Source organism: Variovorax robiniae (assembly GCF_037889955.1).
In the GTDB taxonomy this organism is placed as follows: Bacteria; Pseudomonadota; Gammaproteobacteria; order Burkholderiales; family Burkholderiaceae_C; genus Variovorax; species Variovorax robiniae.
This window is the reverse complement of record NZ_JBBKZS010000001.1, coordinates 57,367-76,722: the sequence shown is the minus strand read 5'-3', so window position 1 is coordinate 76,722 and position 19,356 is coordinate 57,367. Positions and strand designations below refer to the sequence as shown.

General features: G+C 66.3%; 16 protein-coding genes. 8 read left to right on the top strand and 8 right to left on the bottom strand.

Translation table 11 applies throughout. The features are described from left to right. The first annotated feature begins 40 nt into the window (after positions 1-40). Both WKW79_RS00350 and WKW79_RS00345 read left to right on the top strand, forming a co-directional pair. A complete protein-coding gene (locus WKW79_RS00350; RefSeq protein WP_340333109.1) occupies positions 41-652 on the top strand; it encodes a LysE family translocator in 612 nt (203 codons plus the stop codon). 477 nt (positions 653-1,129) lie between these two features. Then, the gene (locus WKW79_RS00345) at positions 1,130-1,621 is read left to right on the top strand and encodes a hypothetical protein (protein ID WP_340333108.1); all 492 of its coding nucleotides are present in this window, start codon (positions 1,130-1,132) and stop codon (positions 1,619-1,621) included. Positions 1,622-1,643: 22 nt separating this feature from the next. Here WKW79_RS00345 and WKW79_RS00340 read toward each other — a convergent pair whose 3' ends face one another. Beyond that, entirely contained in the window at positions 1,644-3,272 is a 1,629-nt protein-coding gene (locus WKW79_RS00340) for an FAD-dependent oxidoreductase (protein ID WP_340333107.1), read from the bottom strand. A gap of 8 nt (positions 3,273-3,280) precedes the next feature. Further along, positions 3,281-4,261, bottom strand: a complete 981-nt coding sequence (locus WKW79_RS00335; RefSeq protein WP_340333106.1) for a tripartite tricarboxylate transporter substrate binding protein — start codon at positions 4,259-4,261, stop codon at positions 3,281-3,283. A gap of 144 nt (positions 4,262-4,405) precedes the next feature. On the opposite strand from WKW79_RS00335, the gene WKW79_RS00330 reads away from it, so the two are divergent. From WKW79_RS00330 to WKW79_RS00315, 4 genes are all read left to right on the top strand, one after another. Continuing rightward, entirely contained in the window at positions 4,406-5,293 is an 888-nt protein-coding gene (locus WKW79_RS00330) for a LysR family transcriptional regulator (protein ID WP_340333105.1), read from the top strand. Between the two features lie 179 nt (positions 5,294-5,472). Then, complete coding sequence (locus WKW79_RS00325; RefSeq protein ID WP_340333104.1) at positions 5,473-5,892, top strand: hypothetical protein; 420 nt, start codon at positions 5,473-5,475, stop codon at positions 5,890-5,892. After that, positions 5,817-6,953 carry a DUF1214 domain-containing protein gene (locus WKW79_RS00320; protein WP_340333103.1) on the top strand — a complete coding sequence of 379 codons (1,137 nt, stop codon included), beginning with the start codon at positions 5,817-5,819 and terminating at the stop codon, positions 6,951-6,953. The genes WKW79_RS00325 and WKW79_RS00320 overlap by 76 nt, the downstream gene beginning before the upstream one ends. Before the next feature lie 13 nt (positions 6,954-6,966). After that, positions 6,967-8,217 (top strand): DUF1214 domain-containing protein, encoded by a 1,251-nt coding sequence (locus WKW79_RS00315; RefSeq protein WP_340333102.1) that lies wholly within the window; start codon positions 6,967-6,969, stop codon positions 8,215-8,217. A 15-nt stretch (positions 8,218-8,232) separates the two neighbouring features. Here WKW79_RS00315 and WKW79_RS00310 read toward each other — a convergent pair whose 3' ends face one another. The 5 genes from WKW79_RS00310 to WKW79_RS00290 are packed head-to-tail and all read right to left on the bottom strand — an operon-like array spanning position 8,233 to position 14,466. Further along, positions 8,233-9,093, bottom strand: a complete 861-nt coding sequence (locus WKW79_RS00310) for an isocitrate lyase/PEP mutase family protein (RefSeq protein ID WP_340333101.1) — start codon at positions 9,091-9,093, stop codon at positions 8,233-8,235. A gap of 10 nt (positions 9,094-9,103) precedes the next feature. Then, on the bottom strand, positions 9,104-10,297 hold the full coding sequence (gene prpF, locus WKW79_RS00305) for a 2-methylaconitate cis-trans isomerase PrpF (protein ID WP_340333100.1): 1,194 nt from the start codon (positions 10,295-10,297) through the stop codon (positions 9,104-9,106). After that, positions 10,297-12,894, bottom strand: coding sequence for a Fe/S-dependent 2-methylisocitrate dehydratase AcnD (gene acnD, locus WKW79_RS00300; RefSeq protein WP_340333099.1), 2,598 nt, complete (start codon positions 12,892-12,894; stop codon positions 10,297-10,299). The genes prpF and acnD overlap by 1 nt, the downstream gene beginning before the upstream one ends. A 16-nt stretch (positions 12,895-12,910) precedes the next feature. Beyond that, positions 12,911-14,068 carry a bifunctional 2-methylcitrate synthase/citrate synthase gene (gene prpC / locus WKW79_RS00295; RefSeq protein ID WP_340333098.1) on the bottom strand — a complete coding sequence of 386 codons (1,158 nt, stop codon included), beginning with the start codon at positions 14,066-14,068 and terminating at the stop codon, positions 12,911-12,913. Continuing rightward, positions 14,065-14,466, bottom strand: coding sequence for an acyl-CoA thioesterase (locus WKW79_RS00290; RefSeq protein ID WP_340333097.1), 402 nt, complete (start codon positions 14,464-14,466; stop codon positions 14,065-14,067). Before WKW79_RS00290 ends, prpC begins: the two co-directional genes overlap by 4 nt. Positions 14,467-14,580: 114 nt before the next feature. Between WKW79_RS00290 and WKW79_RS00285 the strand changes: the two genes are divergently transcribed. Continuing rightward, a complete protein-coding gene (locus WKW79_RS00285) occupies positions 14,581-16,038 on the top strand; it encodes a short-chain fatty acyl-CoA regulator family protein (RefSeq protein ID WP_340333096.1) in 1,458 nt (485 codons plus the stop codon). Here the strand turns inward: WKW79_RS00285 and metE are convergent, their stop codons facing one another. Continuing rightward, positions 16,039-18,354 carry a 5-methyltetrahydropteroyltriglutamate--homocysteine S-methyltransferase gene (metE, locus tag WKW79_RS00280; RefSeq protein ID WP_340333095.1) on the bottom strand — a complete coding sequence of 772 codons (2,316 nt, stop codon included), beginning with the start codon at positions 18,352-18,354 and terminating at the stop codon, positions 16,039-16,041. A gap of 73 nt (positions 18,355-18,427) precedes the next feature. Between metE and WKW79_RS00275 the strand changes: the two genes are divergently transcribed. Further along, entirely contained in the window at positions 18,428-19,354 is a 927-nt protein-coding gene (locus WKW79_RS00275) for a LysR family transcriptional regulator (RefSeq protein ID WP_340333094.1), read from the top strand. The last annotated feature ends 2 nt before the right edge of the window (positions 19,355-19,356 follow it).

Here is a 19,356-nt window from a genome sequence, read left to right as displayed (position 1 = left end):
CTGTCCATGTGCGCCGCCGCAAAACGCACACAATCCCCGCATGACTTTTCACACCTGGTTGCTCTACCTCGTCGCCGCCACCGGCCTGTCGCTCACGCCCGGGCCCAACAGCCTGCTCGTGCTCACGCATGGCGCGCTGCACGGCCACCGCAAGACGCTGTTCACCGTGGCCGGCGGCGCCGTCGGCTTCACGGCACTGATCGCGCTCTCGATGCTCGGCATCGGCGCCCTGCTGCAAGCTTCGGCGCATGCGCTGGTCGTGCTCAAGTTCGTCGGCGGCGCCTACCTGATCTGGCTCGGCATCCAGCTCTGGCGCGCACCGGCCATCCAGCTGCGGGCCGATGCCGCGACCTCCGACACGCGCGGCGCCACGATGTTCCGCCAGGGCCTGCTGACCGCCGTCTCCAACCCGAAGGCCCTGCTCTTCTACGGCGCCTTCCTGCCGCAGTTCATCGACCCGGCGCGCGACCTGGCCACGCAACTCGTCATCATGGCCGTGGTCTTCGTGACGATCGAGGTGATCGTGGAATACCTGCTGGCCTTGCTGGCGCATCGCATCCGTCCGCTGCTGGAGCGCGCGGGGCGCAACTTCAACCGCGTGTGCGGCGGGATGTTCGCGGCAATGGGCGTGGCGCTGCCGATGACGCGGTAGAACGCCCATCGGACGTGCCCGATTTGGGCACTATTACCTCCCATGGATTGGTGACCCAACAGCCCCTCGGCTCTTTCAGTGTCGGCCTCCCTTGCCTAGACTGATTTCGAACCGGCGATCAGTCAACCTTCAAGGAGGCACCCATGTCCACTGTCCGCGACAACGCGCGCAAGCTGCTCGATTCGGTCCTGCCCGGCAACACCGTCATCACCTCGAACGGTGCAACGGCTTCCAAGTACACGGAAATGACCGGCCTCTCGCAGAAGGTCATGTCCGACAACTGGGCCAAGGGCGGCATCATGACCGGCTGCAATGGCTTCACCGGCTGGTACGGCGCAAAGATGGGCTCGAAGACCTACCTCGGCGGCTTCGACCTGGAAGGCATCGTGAAGAAGGCCGGCAAGCCGACATCGTGGGTGGTGTCGAGGCAGAACAACCGGCTCCTATGGCGACATTCTTCGCCACGCGTCCTTCCATGTGGACGTGTGCCTTGGCTTCGATGGCGATGTGCTGCTGCGCGCGGCCGGGGGCCAAGGCGGCAAGAGCATGGGCTGCGACGTCATCAAGCGCGTGCGCGGCAACGGCCCCTACGACTTCAAGAAGCTGGTCGGCTGGATCGACCTCGACACCTACTTCGATGCCGCTGTCTCGCCGACTGCCGGCGACGCCGCGATGGCCTGGCTGTACGGCTGGTGGAAGGTCTGGGATGGCAGCGACTATTACTACTACTTCTTCCCGAACGGCACGGTGCAGTACATCAAGACGCAACCCACTTCCAGTTCGCCACCGCCGGCGCATCCGCTGAACACCGGCAACTACACCTATGCCAGCCCCGCCACCATCGTCATCGACTGGAACCCGATGGACGGCGGCTCGACGCGCGAGACCTTCTACAACGCCTACGCCCGCGCGACGAAGATGAACGCCACGTCCAACCGCTATTCGCCGCTGATCGCCACGCGCATCTGAAGCGGCTGACAAGTTCGTCTCATCAACTTTTGGCGTGCTGGTAGCCCACGCGCTGAACAGGCGTCAATGCACCGAAGCTTGGCCACGCCAGCAGCACACCTTGCCCTTCCAGCGTGCGCTGGAAGTCACCGAGCAGGCCCTTGTCGGCGCGGACTGCACGCAAGGGTTGCTTGCGCGCGAGAGAGAACGCCGCCAGCGTGCCGGCCGCTTCACCGATGCTCCATTCCGTCGCGTGCTCGCGGTACGCGCCGTTGGTGATGCGCGTGGTGCCCAGGTTCTTGCAGGCCGGCAGCAGGTTCTCGACACGCACCGGCAGCAGCGCGCCGAGCGGGATCTGGAAAGGGAACGAGTCGATGTCCACCGTGTTGCGTCCGCGCGTGCTCGGATGCAGGTCGATGCGATAGGCGCCGATGCCCACGCTGTCGGCAAAGTGCTCGGCGCGTGTCTCGCCCGGTCGCGCCGCCACGCCGATGTGCTGTTCCAGCACGGTGAACTCCGCCTGGATCCGCCGCCCTTCACGGTAGTAGGCTTGCTTGGCCAATCCGTCGGTCGTGCCCAGCACGTCGCCGCGCAACCTCAGGCCGCGGTAGCCGTAGCCGCCATCGTGACGCGGTGCATCGGTCTGCATCCAGTAGAAGAAGGCCAGGCTGAACTGGCGCGCTTCTTCCAGCGCCAGCGCCTGCGCCTCGGGTGGCACGCCGACGACTGGCTTTTCCCAATAGTCCATCTGAGGCCAGTTGGCCAGCGTGATGTCGCTGGCATAGCTGCCCGGCACGAAGTTTTGCCGGTACGCGATGCGCCGCGCGTGCCACAGGTCGTAGAGCGAGTCGGTGTCGGTGGGTCCGACGAACAGAGGGCGTTCGCGCGGCTGGTGCGTGACGAAGTCGCTCAGCGTCCAGCTCAGTTGCGGGCCCGGCCAGCAGTCGAGTTGCAGTGTCTTGAGCCGCTCGTAGTCGCGCGGCTTGTCGATGGTGTGGTCCTCGCCGGGCAGGTAGTCCGCGGCCAGGCACCAGGTGATGGCCTGCTGGTCGAAAGGGTCCGCTTCAGGCAGTGCGTGCAGTTCATTGGTCAGCGACTGCGCTTCCGCGCCGAACACATGCTCGACCTTGGCCAGTTCGAGCAAGTCGCCGATCTCCGTGGCGTCAATGAAGATCGGGGCGGTCAGCACAAGCTCCGTGTCGGCCTCCAGGTCGCGCACATGCACCGCGCGGATGCGGTCCCGGTCGGTCTCGGCTTGGAGCACGCGATGCTTGCGCAGCACGGTCACGCGGCCCGCCGCAAGGTGCGGCGCCAGCAACTCGTCGATCGCCTTCACCGCAACCCACGGTTCGTGGCACAACGAACTGACGTTGCCCTGCCCCGGGTTGAGGCGAATGCGGGTGCGCGCCGCGTCCGTGAGCGGCATGTGCCGCCGGTAGTAGTCGCGGATCGTTTCACGAAACGTGGCATAGCTCTGCGACGCCGTCAGGTACTCGATCCACGGATATTCGTCGGGCGGAACGGCTTGCGAAGTCAATTGCCCGCCGAGCCAGTCGAGTTCCTCCACCAGGATGACCTTCGCTTCCAGCCGTGCCGCCGCCAGCGTGGCGGAGACGCCGCCCAGGCCGCCGCCGATGATCACGACGTCGGCAGTTCGTTCAGTGGCATTCATGTCGCGGCTCACTCCGCCTTGATGCCGAGCTTGCGGATGGCGTCGCCGTAGCGCACGGTCTCGCTGGCCATCAGCTTGCCGAAATCGGCAGGGCTTCCCGGGGCCGCCTCGACGCCAATGGCCTGGAGCTTGGCCTTCGTTTCCGGATCGCCCAGCACGGCGTTGATTTCCTTGTTGAGCCGCGCGACCACCGCGGCAGGCGTTCCGGCCGGCGCCAGCACGCCGAACCAACCGGTCACCTCGAATCCGGCCATGCCCTGCTCCGCCACCGTCGGTACATCGGGCAGCACGCTCGATCGCGTCTTCGTGGTCACCGCCAGCGGGCGCAGCTTGCCGGCCTTGATGTGCGGCAGTGCGCTCGACGGAATGTCGAAGCCCAGGTCGACCTCGCCCGACAGCAGCGCCGTCAGTGCGGGGCCGGAGCCCTTGTACGGCACCATGACCATGTCGATCTTCGCTTCGTTCTTCAGGAACTCGGCCGCCAGGCTCGTGGTGGTCGCGCCGCCGCCGCCCGCCGCGTAGTTGAGCTTGCCGGGGCTCTTGCGGGCCGCATCGATCACGTCCTTCAACTGCTTGTAGGGCGCCGAGGCCGGCGCCACGATCACGACCGGCGATGCGCCGACCTTGGCCACGGGCTCGAAGCTCTTCTGCGTGTCGTAGCTGAGCTTGGGGTACAGCGCCGCGCTGCCTGCATGGCCGCTGGTGACCATCAGCAGCGTGTAGCCATCCGGCTTCGACGCGGCCACCGCAGCGGTTGCAATGGTGCCGCCCGCCCCCGGCTTGTTGTCGACGATGACAGGCTGGCCGAGCGAACTGCCGAGCTTCTGCGCCAACAGGCGCGCCAGGTTGTCCGCCGAGCCGCCGGCCGCGAAGCCGACGACCAGGGACACGGGCTTGGCAGGCCAGGTCTGTGCCTGCGTGGTGCAAAGCGTCAATGCGGCGGCGGCGACCAGGAGGCCTTTGGCCACGGGGCGGAAGATCGGGTTCATGTTTGTCTCTTTGCAAGGATGGTGTGAATGGCATCGATGCTAGGAACGCATGCCACCCCGGTCCAATACCAATCACGGCCCAGGCTATAACATGAGGTTCTTGATCCGGGTTTCCACCGACCAGACAGTAGTACGAGGCTCAGCGTGAACCTGCGCCAGATCGACGTCTTTCGCGCCGTCATGACGACCGGCTCCACGACCAATGCGGCCAGGCTGCTGCATGTGTCGCAGCCGGGGGTCAGCCGGCTCATCCGGCACCTTGAAATCCAGTTGGGCGTCACGCTCTTCGAACGTCGCAATGCCCGCCTCATCGCCACGCCGGAGGCGCACACCTTGCAGGCTGAGGTCGACAAGGTGTATCGCGGCGTCCAGCATGTGCAGAACGTGGCGGCCCATTTGCGCTTCGGCGACCATGCCACGCTGCGGGTGTTGTCGAGTGCCAATACCGCCCTGCAACTCGTGCCTGGCGCCACCGCGAAGCTGCTGCAACGCTTCACGCATTCGAAGGTGTTCTTCGAGTCGCTGCCGACGCGCGAGATCGTCCAGACGCTGGTCGCCGAGGAGGCGGATGTGGCGATCTCCAGCGCCCCGCTCGACCATCCCGTGCTGGAGGTGCGCGAGATCGGGCGCTGGACCTTGCAGTGCGTCGTGCCCAAGGGCCACCCATTGCTGGGGAAGAAGAAGTTCGACCTGGCGACGGCCTTGCGCCAGCGGCTGGTCGTCTACAGCCCTGAAGCACCCCAGAGCCGGGTCATCGATGGCTGGCTGGAAAAATTCGGCATTGCGCGGCAGGTCGCGGTGGAGGTGCGCTCGGGTTATGCGGCCTGCGCGATGGCCGCGAGCGGCGCAGGTGTCGCGTTCGTCGACAACCTGTCGGCGCGGGCCCATCGTTCGGAGAACCTCACGCTGATCGAGATCCCGGACGCGCCCCGGTTCGCGATCTACAGCGTGACCAATGTCAACCGGCCACCCTCGCAGCTTGGGCAGACATTCCTCGAGTTGGTGGCCAGCGAGCTGGCAGGCTTTTCATAGCGCCGCTTGCGGCGATCCCATCGATCTGGACACGGCTCCGAGCGACCCTTGATCCGCGCATGGCCCGCATGCACCAAAGGGCCGTTGCGCAAGGAATTCCCGGCTCCTAGCATGTCCGCTGCCCCGAGCCCACGGCAATGGGCCGAGCCCTGCGCCCGAATGTCCTGATGGAGTCGACCATGAACGCGTCCTATGCCGTGAGGGCATTGAATCCTGCGCACCCCGATCTCGCCAATGCGGCCGGCGTGCCCGCCCGCCTGGCCAACGAGAAGTACATCGAATCGCTGGCCCGCATCGTCTACTACTGGGCCTATCCCGCCGTCGACGCCTTCGGCCGCACCAGCAGCTGGGATGTGATGAAGGCCGCCGGCCCCGGCGCGACCATGGGCCTGTTCCCCGGTGCACCGAAGAACATGATGGGCTACCTCGACGACCACATGTCATCCGCGCAACGCAAGGTCGTCACGCCCAACGCGACACCATCTACGGCGCCGGCTTCGCCGATCTCACCGACGGACCGGTCGTGGTCCAGACACCCAGCGACGCACCCCCAGGACACTACTGGACGATCCAGATCTGCGACCTGTTTACCACCGTGATCCACCAACTGGGCTCGGCCAGCAAGACGCCGGGCGGCAAGTTCCTGCTGGTCGGGCCGAACTGGACGGGTGAAACGCCCAGCGGATACATCGACGTGCTGCGCAGTCCCACCAACGTCGTCGGTGTGTTCGGGCGAAGCTTCGCCGCGAACACCGGCGAATCGAAGGCGCTTGCGCGGACCGTGCTCAATCAGATCGGCATGGTCGCGCAAAGCCTCGACAAGCCCGGCCCGCTTCGCTTCGATTGCGAGGCCAGTGCGCGCAACAAGGTGTTCCCGCCCGGTGTCACGCCCGAGATGGTGGCGGCGGACCCCGACATGCTGCGTGCGAAGCCCGTGGACCCGACCCATTTCTGGGACACCTTGGCCAAGGCACTCGACTTCAACTCCGAGGTCAGCGCCGACGACGCGCCGATGGCCGCGCAGGCCCGCACGCTGCTGGCGCTGCGCGCCTCCGACCCCGCATGGAAGGCCCTGCTCGACCGCACCGCCCTCGCCGCCGATGCCGAACTGCACGACAGCGCCAAATACGAACAGGTCGGTGTCGATGCGGGCAATGGTTGGCAATGCCAGGACAACGGCGGCGCCTGGGGCACCGACTGGTTCGGCCGCGCCCAGGCCGCCGTCATCTACATCTACGTCAACGACTTCCACGAGGCGATCTACTTCATCCGCGGCACCGACGACAAGGGCGCGCTGCTGCAAGGGCGCTACCGCTACACCGTGACCTTCCCGAAGGACGCCCTGCCGCCGGTGGATCGCGAGCGCGGCGGCTTCTGGTCCCTGACGATGTACGACCGCGACTACTTCATGCTCGCGAAGAGCCCCAATGGGCGCACCAACATCGGCACGGTGAACCTGGACGCCAACGAACTCAAGTTTGCGGACGATGGCTCGCTGACCTTGCACCTGTCCCGCGATCCGCCGTCCGACAAGGATGCGCAGGCCAACTGGCTGCCCGCGCCCGACGGGCAGTTCGCGCTGCTCGTGCGTGCGTACGTGCCGACGCAAGCACTGCTCGACCGCAGCTACAAGCTGCCGAACGTGGTTCGCTCCAAGTGACTGGAGACCGCCAATGAGCACCCCGACCCTGACGGACCAGCAGGTCAGCGACGCCTGGATCTACCTCCTGAGCCGACTGCTCGTGCTTCGGCAGCAGCAACTGGACTTCAAGGAGGGCTTCCAATGGAACGGGCTCGTCCACCGCAAGCCCGGCGAAGTCGACTGGCCCAACCCGAATCTCGATGTCGCCTATTCGGAGGCTTGGGTCGCTATCGACGAGACGAGTTGCGCACTGGTGACAGTGCCGAAGATCACGGGCCGCTACTACACGGTCCAGTTCCTCAACGGCTGGGGCGAGACCGTTGCCAACCTCAACGAGCGCGTATTCCCCCAACACCCGAGCGGCAAGTTCGCGGTGTGCCTGGAGGGAAGCAGCGTGGAGGTGCCGGCCGACACGCAGCGCGTCGACGTGCCGGTCAAGGCCATGCGTGTGCTGTCGCGGGTCGAACTGGGCGCAAACTGGGACGAGGCGATCGCCTTGCAGCAGCAGTTCGAGATCCGCGCGTCGGGTCAACCGCCCCTGCCCGCCATACCGGAGACGGTGATGTTCGAGATGGATGCGCTGCCGGGCGTCGAAGCCTTCGAGTCGGCCGAACTGGCGCTCGACAGCGAGGCGGACATCAATCCCGGCATGGAGAAGTTGCAAGCCGACGTGCGCGCGATCGCCAAGGCCATCCAGCAACCGGAGGAGCGCAAGCGCATCGACGAGGTCATCCGAAGCCAGGCCTTCGCCGACATCAAGAAGGCGCTGCCCAATCTCGGGCACGGCACGACGCGCGATGGCTGGTCGCTGCCGTCGACCTCGGGTATCTACGGCGACGACTGGCTGGTGCGCACGCTCATCAACTACGGTGGCATCTGGGCCAACACCCCGCAGGAAGTCATCTACTACAAATCCTTTGCGGACGCGGCGGGCAAGCCGCTGTCGGGGGACCATGGCTACATCCTGCACTTCACGAAAGAGCAGTTGCCCGCCCAGTACGCGACGCACTTCTGGTCGGTGATCGCCGTCGATTCGGTCCAGCGGCGCGTACTGCCCAACCCTCTGAAGCGCTACCTGCTCAACAAGGAATCCAAGCTGCAATACGGCGCGGATGGGTCGCTGACGCTCTACTTCGCCGATGCGCAACCTGAAGGGGTTCCGAATGGCAACTGGCTGCCCACGCCCAAGGGCTCGCGCTACAGCCTGACGTTCCGGTTCTATCGGCCCAAGGGTGGCGTGGCGGCACGCACGTACTTCCCGCCGCCGCTCGTTGTCCAATGAGCCGCCGCTGCTGAATCAGGCGTATCGCTTCTCCAGCGCATCCCATTCCGGCTTGCCAACCAGGCGCTGGCGTTCGGCAAAGGGCGTTACCAGGGCCGGATCCTCGTCGATGCGCCGCGTCTCGCGCAGCACGGTCAGCGCCTTCTGCATGCCAGCCACCGCGCCTTGCAGCGCAGCGTTGGCGTACAGCACGATGCCGTAGCCCAGCGCGCCCAGTTCTTCCGCGCCAAAGATCGGCGTGCGGCCGCCGATCACCATGTTCATCAATTGGGGCTTGCCCAGGCGCTTCGGCAAGGCGCGGATCTCCTCGGCCGTGGTGACTGCTTCGACGAACAGGATGTCGGCACCGGCCTCGGCAAACTTCGCGGCGCGCTCGATGGCCGCCTCGAAGCCCTGCGTGGCACAGGCATCGGTGCGGGCCATGACGAGGAAGTCGGGGTCGTGCCGGGCATCCACCGCCGCCTTGATCTTGCTGACAGCCTCCTCGGTGGAAATGACTTCCTTGCCGGAGAAATGGCCGCAGCGCTTGGGTGCGACCTGGTCTTCGAGCTGGATGCAATCGGCGCCGGCGCGCTCCAGCACGCGCACCGTGTGGCGCACGTTCAGCGCGTTGCCGAATCCTGTATCGGCATCCACGATCAGCGGGAGGCTCACGGCATCGCGGATGCGCGCCGTGTGCTCGGCGATCTCGTGCAGGCCCATGAAGCCTTGGTCCGGCATGCCGAACCACATGTTGGTGACGCCGGCACCGGTGACGTAGATGGCTTCATAGCCCAGGTCTTCGATGACCTTGGCTGACAGCGCGTTGAACGCGCCGGGCACGATCACGCCGCGACGGGCTTCGACGAGGGTCTTGAGTTGCTTGCGGGTGGACATTCGGGGTTCCTCAGGGATTCGAAAACGGCACGCGGACATGGCCTTCCATCAGCACGCGGGCGCTGCGGCTCATCAAGGCCTTGGTGACGCGCCACTGGCCGTCGACCACCGCAGCCTCGGCGCCCACGCGCAGCGTGCCCGAGGGATGGCCGAAGCACACGGACTGGCGTGCGCCGCCGCCGGCCGCGAGGTTCACCAGCGTGCCAGCAATCGCGGCCGCGGTGCCGATGGCCACGGCAGCCGTGCCCATCATCGCGTGGTGCAGTTTGCCCATCGACAGCGCCCGCACCAACAGGTCGACATCGCCCTCTCCAATGGCCTTGCCGCTGGACGCCGTGTAGCCGGCGGGCCGGGCGACGAAAGCGATCTTGGGCGTGTGCTGCCGCCTGGCCGCCTCGTCGAGGTGCCGGATCAGCCCCATGCGCAGCGCGCCATGTGCGCGGAGGGTTTCGAACATGGCCAGCGCCTTCGCATCGCCATTGATCGCGTCCTGCAACTCGGTGCCCGTGTAGCCAATGGCGTCGGCGTTGACGAAGATGGTCGGGATTCCGGCGTTGATCAGCGTGGCCTTCAGCATGCCGATGCCGGGCACCTCCAGGTCATCGACCACATGCCCGGTCGGGAACATGGCGCCGCCACCATCGCCCTCGCCTTCGTCAGCCGGGTCGATGAACTCCAGCCGGACTTCGGCGGCCGGAAAGGTCACGCCGTCCAGTTCGAAGTCGCCCGTCTCCTGCACGGCACCGTCGGTGATCGGCACATGCGCGATGATGGTCTTGCCGATGTTGGCTTGCCAGATGCGGACCGTGGCGACGCCATCGCACGGAACGCGGCTCGCATCGACAAGACCATTGCTGATCGCGAACGGTCCAACGGCCGCCGACAGGTTGCCGCAATTGCCGCTCCAGTCCACGAAAGGCTGGTCGATGGACACCTGGCCGAACAGGTAGTCGACGTCATGGTCGGGCCGCGCGCTCTTCGACACGATGACCGTCTTGCTGGTGCTCGACGTGGCCGCGCCCATGCCGTCGATCTGCTTGCCATACGGGTCGGGGCTGCCGATCACGCGCAGCAGCAGGGCGTCGCACGCTTTGCCTGGCACTTGCGCGGCCTCGGGCAGGTCTTGCAGGCGAAAGAACACGCCCTTGCTGGTCCCGCCGCGCATGTAGGTGGCGGGGATCCTGGTCTGTGGAAGGTGTGGCATCAGGCGGGCACTCCTGCGGATGCGAGGAAGTCCTGGGCAAAGCGCTGCAGCACGCCGCCCGCTTCGTAGATCGAGACCTCCTCGGCCGTGTCGAGCCGGCAGGACATGGGCACTTCGACGCGTTCACCATTCCGGCGATGGATGACCAGCGTGAGGTCGGCACGCGGACGACGCTCACCCACCACGTCATAGGTCTCGGTGCCATCCAGGTCCAGCGTCAAGCGATTCACGCCGGGCTTGAACTCCAACGGCAGCACGCCCATGCCGATCAGGTTGGTGCGGTGGATGCGCTCGAAGCCTTCGGCCGCGATGGCCTCCACACCTGCGAGGCGCACGCCCTTGGCGGCCCAGTCGCGCGAGCTGCCTTGGCCATAGTCGGCGCCCGCGATGATGATGAGCGGCTGCTTGCGTTGCAAATAGGTCTCGATGCCTTCCCACATGCGAACGACCTGGCCCTCGGGCTCGATGCGGGTCAGCGAACCCTTCTTCACCTGGCCATCGACCACGGCCATCTCGTTGACCAGTTGCGGGTTGGCGAAGGTGGCCCGCTGCGCCGTCAGGTGGTCGCCGCGGTGCGTGGCGTAGGAGTTGAAGTCCTCTTCGGGCAGGCCCATCCTGTGCAGGTACTCCCCCGCTGCGCTGTCGCGCAGGATGGCGTTGGACGGCGACAGGTGGTCGGTCGTGATGTTGTCTGGCAGCACGGCCAGCGGGCGCAGCCCTCGCAATGTGCGTTCGCCGGCCAGCGCGCCTTCCCAGTACGGCGGGCGGCGGATGTAGGTGCTTTGCGGGCGCCAGTCGTACAGCGGGCTGACCTGGTCGTCGGTTGCCACCCCCACCTTGAACATCGGCTCGTACACGCGGCGGAAGTGCTCGGGCTTCACGCTGGCGGCAACGATGGCGTCGATCTCCTCGTCGCTCGGCCAGATGTCCTTCAGCGTGACAGGTTGGCCGTTCGCATCGATGCCCAGCACATCCTTCTCGATATCGAAGCGTACGGTGCCGGCAATCGCATAGGCCACCACGAGCGGCGGCGAGGCCAGGAAGGCCTGCTTCGCATACGGATGGATGCGGCCATCGAAGTTGCGGTTGCCCGAAAGCACCGCTGTGGCATACAGGTCACGCTCGATGATCTCCTGCTGGATCTGCGGATCGAGCGCACCCGACATGCCGTTGCAGGTGGTGCAAGCGAAGGCCACGATGCCAAAGCCGAGCTTCTCCAGCTCGGGCAGCAACCCGGCGTCTTCGAGATAGAGCTGCACGGCCTTCGAGCCCGGCGCCAGCGACGACTTCACCCATGACTTTCGAACCAGGCCGCGCGCATTGGCATTGCGCGCCAGCAGGCCGGCCGCGATGACGTTGCGCGGATTGCTGGTGTTCGTGCAACTGGTGATCGCCGCGATGATCACCGCGCCGTCGGGCATCTGGCCAGGCATCTCTTGCCATGGCGCCGCGATGCCGCGCGCGGCCAGTTCGGAAGTCGGCAGGCGCTTGTGCGGGTTCGAAGGGCCGGCCATGTTGCGCACCACGCCGGACAGATTGAAGCGGATCACCCGCTCGTACTCCGCGGTCACCAGCGCATCCGCCCACAAGCCAGCTTCCTTCGCATAGCGCTCCACCAGCTTCACCTGCGCGTCTTCCCTTCCGGTCAGCCGCAGGTAGTCGATGGTCTGCTGGTCGATGTAGAACATCGCCGCCGTGGCGCCGAACTCCGGCGTCATGTTGGAAATGGTTGCGCGGTCGCCAAGCGTCAGGGCCGACGCACCTTCACCAAAGAATTCGAGATACGCGCCGACCACCTTCTCCTTGCGCAGGAACTCGGTCAGCGCCAGCACGATGTCGGTCGCGGTGATGCCGGGCTGCGGCCTGCCGGCAAGCTCCACGCCGACGATGTCCGGCAGGCGCATCCACGAGGCACGCCCCAGCATCACGCTCTCCGCCTCCAGCCCACCCACGCCGATCGCGATGACACCCAGCGCATCGACGTGCGGCGTGTGGCTGTCGGTGCCGACCAGCGTGTCGGGAAAGGCCACGCCGCCCTGCGCATGGATCACGGGCGACATCCGCTCCAGGTTGATCTGATGCATGATCCCGTTCCCCGGCGGGATCACCTCGACGTTCCTGAACGCCTTCTTCGTCCACTCGATGAAGTGGAAGCGGTCCTCGTTGCGGCGATCTTCCACTGCGCGGTTCTTCTCGAACGCATCGGGGTCGAAGCCGGCGAATTCCACCGCCAGCGAATGGTCGACGATGAGCTGCGTCGGCACCACCGGGTTCACTTGCGCCGGATCGCCGCCCATGTCGGCGATGGCGTCCCGCAGGCCGGCCAAGTCCACCAGCGCGGTCTGGCCGAGGATGTCGTGGCACACCACGCGCGTCGGGAACCACGGGAAGTCGAGGTCGCGTCGGCGCTCGATCAGTTGCGTGAGCGAGTCGACGAGGATGGCCGGGTCGCAGCGGCGCACCAGGTTCTCGGCATGCACGCGCGAGGTGTAGGGCAGCCTGGCCCAGGCGCCGGGCTGGATTGCATCGACGGCTTCGCGCGCATCGAAGTAGTCCAGCGTCGTGTGGGGCAGTCGTTTTCTGTGCTTCGTGTTCATCGTGAGCAGAGGGAGATTACTTGCGGTCGCCGATCGCCACGAAGGCGAGGTCTTCCGGGCCGGTGTAGTTTGCGCTCGGGCGGATGATCTTGTTGTCGATGCGCTGCTCGATGATGTGCGCGGCCCAGCCGGAGGTGCGCGCGATCACGAACAGCGGCGTGAACATGGCCGTGGGCACGCCCATCATGTGATAACTCACCGCGCTGAACCAGTCGAGGTTGGGGAACATCTTCTTCGCCTCCCACATCACGCGCTCCAGCCGCTCGGCGATGTCGAACATCTTGGTCGAGCCTGCTTCCTGCGACAGCGACCTGGCCACGCCCTTGATGACCACGTTGCGCGGGTCGCTCACCGTATAGACGGGGTGGCCGAAGCCGATCACGACTTCCTTCGCCTCCACGCGACGGCGCACGTCGGCTTCGGCTTCATCCGGCGAGTCGTAGCGCTTCTGGATCTCGAAGGCGACCTCGTTCGCACCGCCGTGCTTGGGGCCGCGCAGCGCGCCAATGGCGCCGGTGATGGCCGAGTAGACATCGGAGCCCGTGCCGGCCACCACGCGGGCGGCGAAGGTGCTGGCGTTGAACTCATGCTCGGCGTAGAGGTTGAGCGAGGTGTGCATCGCGCGCTCCCAGCTTGCCGAGGGCATCCGGCCGTGCAAGAGGTGCAGGAAGTGCGCGCCGATCGAGTCGTCATCCGTCTCCACCTCGATGCGCCGGCCCTGCGTGGACCAGTGGTACCAGTACAGCAACATCGAGCCGAGCGAAGCCATCAGGCGGTCGGCGATGTCGCGCGCGCCGGGCAGGTTGTGATCGTCCTTCTCGGGCAGCACGCAGCCGAGCGTGGAGACGCCGGTGCGCATCACGTCCATCGGGTGCGCGCCGGCGGGTAGTTGCTCCAGCGCCTGCTTCACGCTGGCAGGCAGGCCGCGCATGGCCTTGAGCCTGTCCTTGTAGGCGCGCAGTTCAGCGGCAGTCGGCAGCTTGCCGTGCACCAGCAGGTGCGCGACCTCCTCGAACTCGCAGACCTCCGCGATGTCGAGGATGTCGTAGCCGCGGTAGTGCAGGTCGTTTCCGGTGCGCCCGACGGTGCACAGCGCGGTGTTGCCGGCGGTCACGCCCGACAGGGCAACGGACTTCTTCGGCTTGAAGCCGGCGGGCGAAGTGAGGGCGTTCATGCAGTCTCCAGTTCTTTGTGCAGGTAGGTGTGGGGAATCCTGGCGGGCCTGCCTTGGGCATCGACGGCCACCATTTCGAAGACGCCCTTGAGCGCGACTTTGGCTTCTTCGCCGAGACGCTCGGCGATGCCGGTGACGCAGACGGTCATCGAACTGCGTCCGACGCGGCTCACGAAGGCGCGCAGGCGCAGCACGCTGCCGATCGGCACGCGGGCCACGAACTGCGCGTCGGCGCAACGTGCCATCACGACATCCGATTTCGCGTACTGGCGCGCCGCCAGGAAGGCGGCCTTGGACATCAGCAGCAATGCGTTGCCGCCGAACAGCGTCCCGTAGTGATTCGCGTGCTCGGGGAACACGATCTCCGTGATCTCGATGGCGTGGGTGTCTTGCGTCATGCTTCGCAATTTACGCAAATGCAGCGCCATAATGAAGGACTGAAATGGCGAATGATTGCAAATGAACTGCCTCGAATTTGCGAAGTTTGCGAACAATCCGTGCAGGAGCGAATGATGCGCAAGACCTTCATGGGCGTGCGCCTGCGCAAGCTGCGCAGCGAGCGCGGCATGAGCCAGGTGGCGCTGGCGAATGCACTCGACCTGTCGCCCAGCTACCTGAACCAGATCGAACAGAACCAGCGTCCATTGACCGTCGCGGTCCTGCTCAAGATCAGCCGCGCGCTCGGCGTCGACGTGCAGCAGTTCTCCGACGACGAGGAAGCGCGCCTGGTCGCCGGCATGCGCGATGCCGTGGCCGACAACCCCGGCGGCGAAGTCATCGCGCTGCCCGAACTTACCGAGATCGCCTCGCAGATGCCCGCGGTGGGACGCGCCCTCATCGCGCTGCATCGCCGCCACCAGGAGGCGCTGGAACGCCTGGAAGCCATGGCGGGCGAACTGGGCGACGGGCGTGGCGACCTGGCGCGCGGGCGCCCAATGCCCTTCGAGGTCGTTCGCGACTTCTTCTTTGCCCATCAGAACTACTTCGACGCGCTGGACGTGTCGGCGGAAGCCTTGGCCGGCGAGGCGCGCGCACATGGCGGACCACTGGGCGAATGGCTGATGCAGCGGCTCATGAAGCAGCACGGCGTGCGCGTGGTTGCGGCGGAGGAAGGCGCCGAGCCGAGCCAGCGCCGCTACGACCCCGCGAGCCGCGTGCTGCGGCTGTCGTCCGCGCTGGAGCCGGGGCAGCAGGCCTTTCAACTCGCCACGCAACTCGCGTTGCTCGAGCAATCGACGCTCATCGAGTCACTCGTGCAGGACGCCGGCTTCGGCGATGCCGCCGCACACGGACTGGCGCGCATCGGCCTGGCCAACTATTTCGCGGGCGCACTGCTGCTGCCTTACGGTGCCTTCCTCGAAGCGGCGGAGACCCAGCGTTACGACATCGACCAACTCGCGCGGCGTTTCAGCGTCGGCTTCGAGACGGTCTGCCACCGCCTGAGCACGCTGCAGCGTCCCGATGCGCCCGGCGTGCCCTTCTTCTTCATTCGGGTGGACCGGGCGGGCAACATCTCCAAGCGCCAGTCGGCAACGCACTTCCACTTCTCCAAGACGGGCGGTACCTGCCCCTTGTGGAACGTGTACGAAGCCTTCGCGCAACCGGGCCGCATCCTGCCCCAGCTCGCGCGCATGCCCGACGGCCGGGCCTACCTGTGGATCGCGCGCACCGTTTCGCATGGGCAGCGCGGCTTCGGCTCGCCGAGCAAGACCTTCTCGATCGGGCTGGGTTGCGATGTGCGCTACGCGCCGCGCCTGGTCTATGCCAAGGGATTGGACCTGAAGGACCCGGAGGTGCCCACGCCAATCGGCATGGGCTGCAAGGTCTGCGAGCGCACGGCCTGCCCGCAACGGGCCTTCCCTTTCGTCGGCCGGCCGCTGGACGTGAACGAGAACGAGAGCCGGTTCACGCCCTATGCGGTGGCCGACACCACCCCGGCCGCCGCGCGCAAGGACAAGGGCGCAGGCTGATCAGGCTGCGGCGAGTTCGCTGCGCAACAACTTGGCAGCAGCGACCATGTTCGCCAGCGCCGCCTCGGTCTCCGGCCATCCGCGGGTCTTGAGTCCGCAGTCCGGGTTGATCCAGAGATTGGCAGGCGGCACGACGGCGGCGGCCTTGCGCATCAGACGCACCATCTCGTCGGTCGTCGGCACGCGCGGCGAGTGGATGTCGTAGACGCCGGGGCCGATCTCGTTCGGATACCTGAAGTCGCCGAAGCCGCGCAGCAGCTCCATGTCGGAGCGGCTGGTCTCGATGGTGATCACGTCGGCATCCATCGCGGCGATCTCCGGCAGGATGTCGTTGAACTCCGAATAGCACATGTGGGTGTGAATCTGCGTGCGGTCCGAGACGCCGCTGGCGCTGATGCGAAATGCGCGCGTCGCGCCTTCCAGGTAGCTCTTCCAGCCCGCGCGGCGCAGCGGCAGGCCCTCGCGGATCGCAGGCTCGTCGATCTGGATGATGCCGATGCCGGCCTCTTCCAGGTCGACCACTTCGTCGCGGATGGCCCAGGCGATCTGCTCGGTCGTGACGCTGCGCGGCTGGTCGTCGCGCACGAAGGACCACTGCAGGATCGTGACCGGGCCGGTGAGCATGCCCTTCATCGGCAGCCTCGTCAGGCTCTGGGCGTAGGCGGTCCATTCGACCGTCATCGGCGCGGGACGGGCCACGTCGCCAAAGATGATCGGCGGCTTCACGCAGCGCGAACCATAGGACTGCACCCAGCCGTTGGCGGTGAAGGCGAAACCGTCGAGCTGCTCGCCGAAGTACTCGACCATGTCGTTGCGCTCGGCCTCGCCATGCACCAGCACGTCGATGCCGAGGTCTTCCTGCTTGCGCACGGCCAAGGTGATCTCGGCCTGCATCTTCTCGCGGTAGGCAGTGGCATCGAGTTCACCGCGCTTGAAGGCGGCGCGGGCGGCACGGATGGCGCTCGTCTGAGGGAACGAGCCGATGGTGGTGGTAGGCAGCGGCGGCAGCGCGAAGCGGACACGCTGCACGGCCTGGCGTTCAGCAAAGCCTGAGGCGCGGCGGTCATCTCCGGCCACGCTGCGCGCGAGGCGCAAGGCCACATCGGCGCGGTGCACACGCGGGCTGCTGCGGCGGGCGGCGACTGCTGCACGGGCGGCGATCAGCTCTGCTTCCACCGCGCTTTCCTCGCCATCCAGGGCGGCGCGCAGCACGCGCAGTTCATCGAGCTTCTCGATCGCGAAGGCAAGCCAGGACTTCACCTCCGCATCGAGCCGATGCTCGCCCTCCAGGCTGACCGGCACATGCAGCAGCGAGCAGGAAGGCGCGATCCACAGCTCGCCCTTGTGCTTGGCAGCCACGGGCACCAGCCGCGCGAACGCCGCATCCACATCGGTGCGCCAGATGTTGCGGCCGTCCACGATGCCCACCGACAGCACCTTGTGCGCCGGCAGCCAGTCGGCCACGCCGACGAGCTCGGCCGGCGCGCGCACCGCGTCCACATGCAGGCCCGCCACGGGAAGCTGGCAGGCCAGGCGCACGTTTTCCGACAGCGGCGAGAAGTAGGTCGCCAGCAGCAGCTTGGGCGCGCTCCGGGCAAGTTGCCAGTAGCTGCGCTCGAAGGCATTGCGCCAGGCCTCGGGCAGGTCGAGCCCGAGGATCGGCTCGTCGATCTGCACCCATTCGACGCCCTGCCATTTCAGCCGGACCAGGATCTGCTGATAGACGGTCAGCAGCGACTCGAGCAGTTCGAAGCGATCGAAGCCGGCCTGCTTTTCCTTGCCGAGCCACAGGAAGCTCAGCGGCCCAAGCAGCACCACCTTGACCGGGTGGCCCAGCTTCTGCGCCTGCGCCACCTCGTTGAACAGCCGCACCGAGGCCAGGCTGAAGCGCGTATTGGGGCCGAACTCCGGCACGAGGTAGTGATAGTTGGTGTCGAACCACTTGGTCATCTCCAGCGCGAAGCTGTCGTGGCTGCCATGCGTGCAGCCTTCGTGGCCGGCCTCATGGGCCACGCCGCGTGCCATCGTGAAGTAGCGCGACAACTCGGGCTCGTCACCGGGAAAGTCGAAGCGAGAAGGCTCGCAGCCCAGCAGCTGGATGTGGTTGGCGACGTGGTCGTAGAAGGCGAAGTCGCCGACGGTCACGAAGTCGAGTCCGGCATCGCGCTGCGCCTGCCAGTGCCGCTCGCGCAGCTCGGCGCCAATGGCTTCGAGTTCAGCGGCGTCGATCTCGCCGCGCCAGTGCTTTTCAAGGGCGAATTTCAGCTCGCGCTGGGCGCCCATGCGAGGGAAGCCGAGGGTGTGTGTACGTGTCATCCGCCGATCATCCCGTGGCACGTCGTATGATTCAAACGAAACTTATTGCGTCACAACATGAAAGCATTTCAAGATGCCTTCCTCGATTCTCGAGATCCGCCACCTTCGCACGCTGGCCGCGCTGCGTGACACCGGCAGCCTGGTGCGCGCGGCGCAGATGCTCAACCTGACCCAGTCGGCGCTGTCCCATCAGGTCAAGCTGCTGGAAGAGCACTTCGGCATCGCCTTGTTCGAGCGCAAGTCGGTGCCGCCGCAGTTCAGCGGCGCGGGCCAGCGCATCTTGCAACTGGCCGATGCCGCGCTGGCCCTAGTCGACGAGGCCGAGCGTGATGTCTCACGACTGGCGCAGGGCGCGGATGGGCAACTGCGTATCGTGGTCGAGTGCCACACCTGCTTCGACTGGCTCATGCCGGCGATGGACGAGTTCCGCAACCGCTGGCCGGAGATCGAACTGGACATCGTCTCGGGCTTCCACCCGGACCCGATCGCGCTGGTGTTGCAGGACCGCGCGGAGGTCGCGATCGTCTCCGAGCAGGACGCGGGCGAAGCCGTCGACTACCACGCGCTGTTCCGCTTCGAGATCATGGCCCTGCTGGCCAACGACCATCCGCTCACCGCGAAGGAGAACCTCACGGCTCGCCATTTCGCCGACCAGACGCTGATCACCTACCCGGTGCCGGACGACATGCTCGACATCGTTCGGCAGGTGCTGGCGCCGGCCGGTGTCGAGCCGGCGCATCGCCGCACGACCGAGCTCACGGTCGCGATGCTGCAACTGGTGGCCAGCGGACGTGGCATCGCCACCCTGCCCTTGTGGGCGGTGCAGGGCTACCTGGAGCGCGGCTATGTGACAGCAAGGCCGGTGGGCCGAAAGGGGTTGACCGGGGAACTGCACATGGCATGCAGCGCGGCCACATCAAGCCGGCCATGGCTGGACGACTTCGTGCGCATCACGCGCGAGACCTGCTTCAAGACGCTGCCGGGCATCGAACTGCTCTGAAA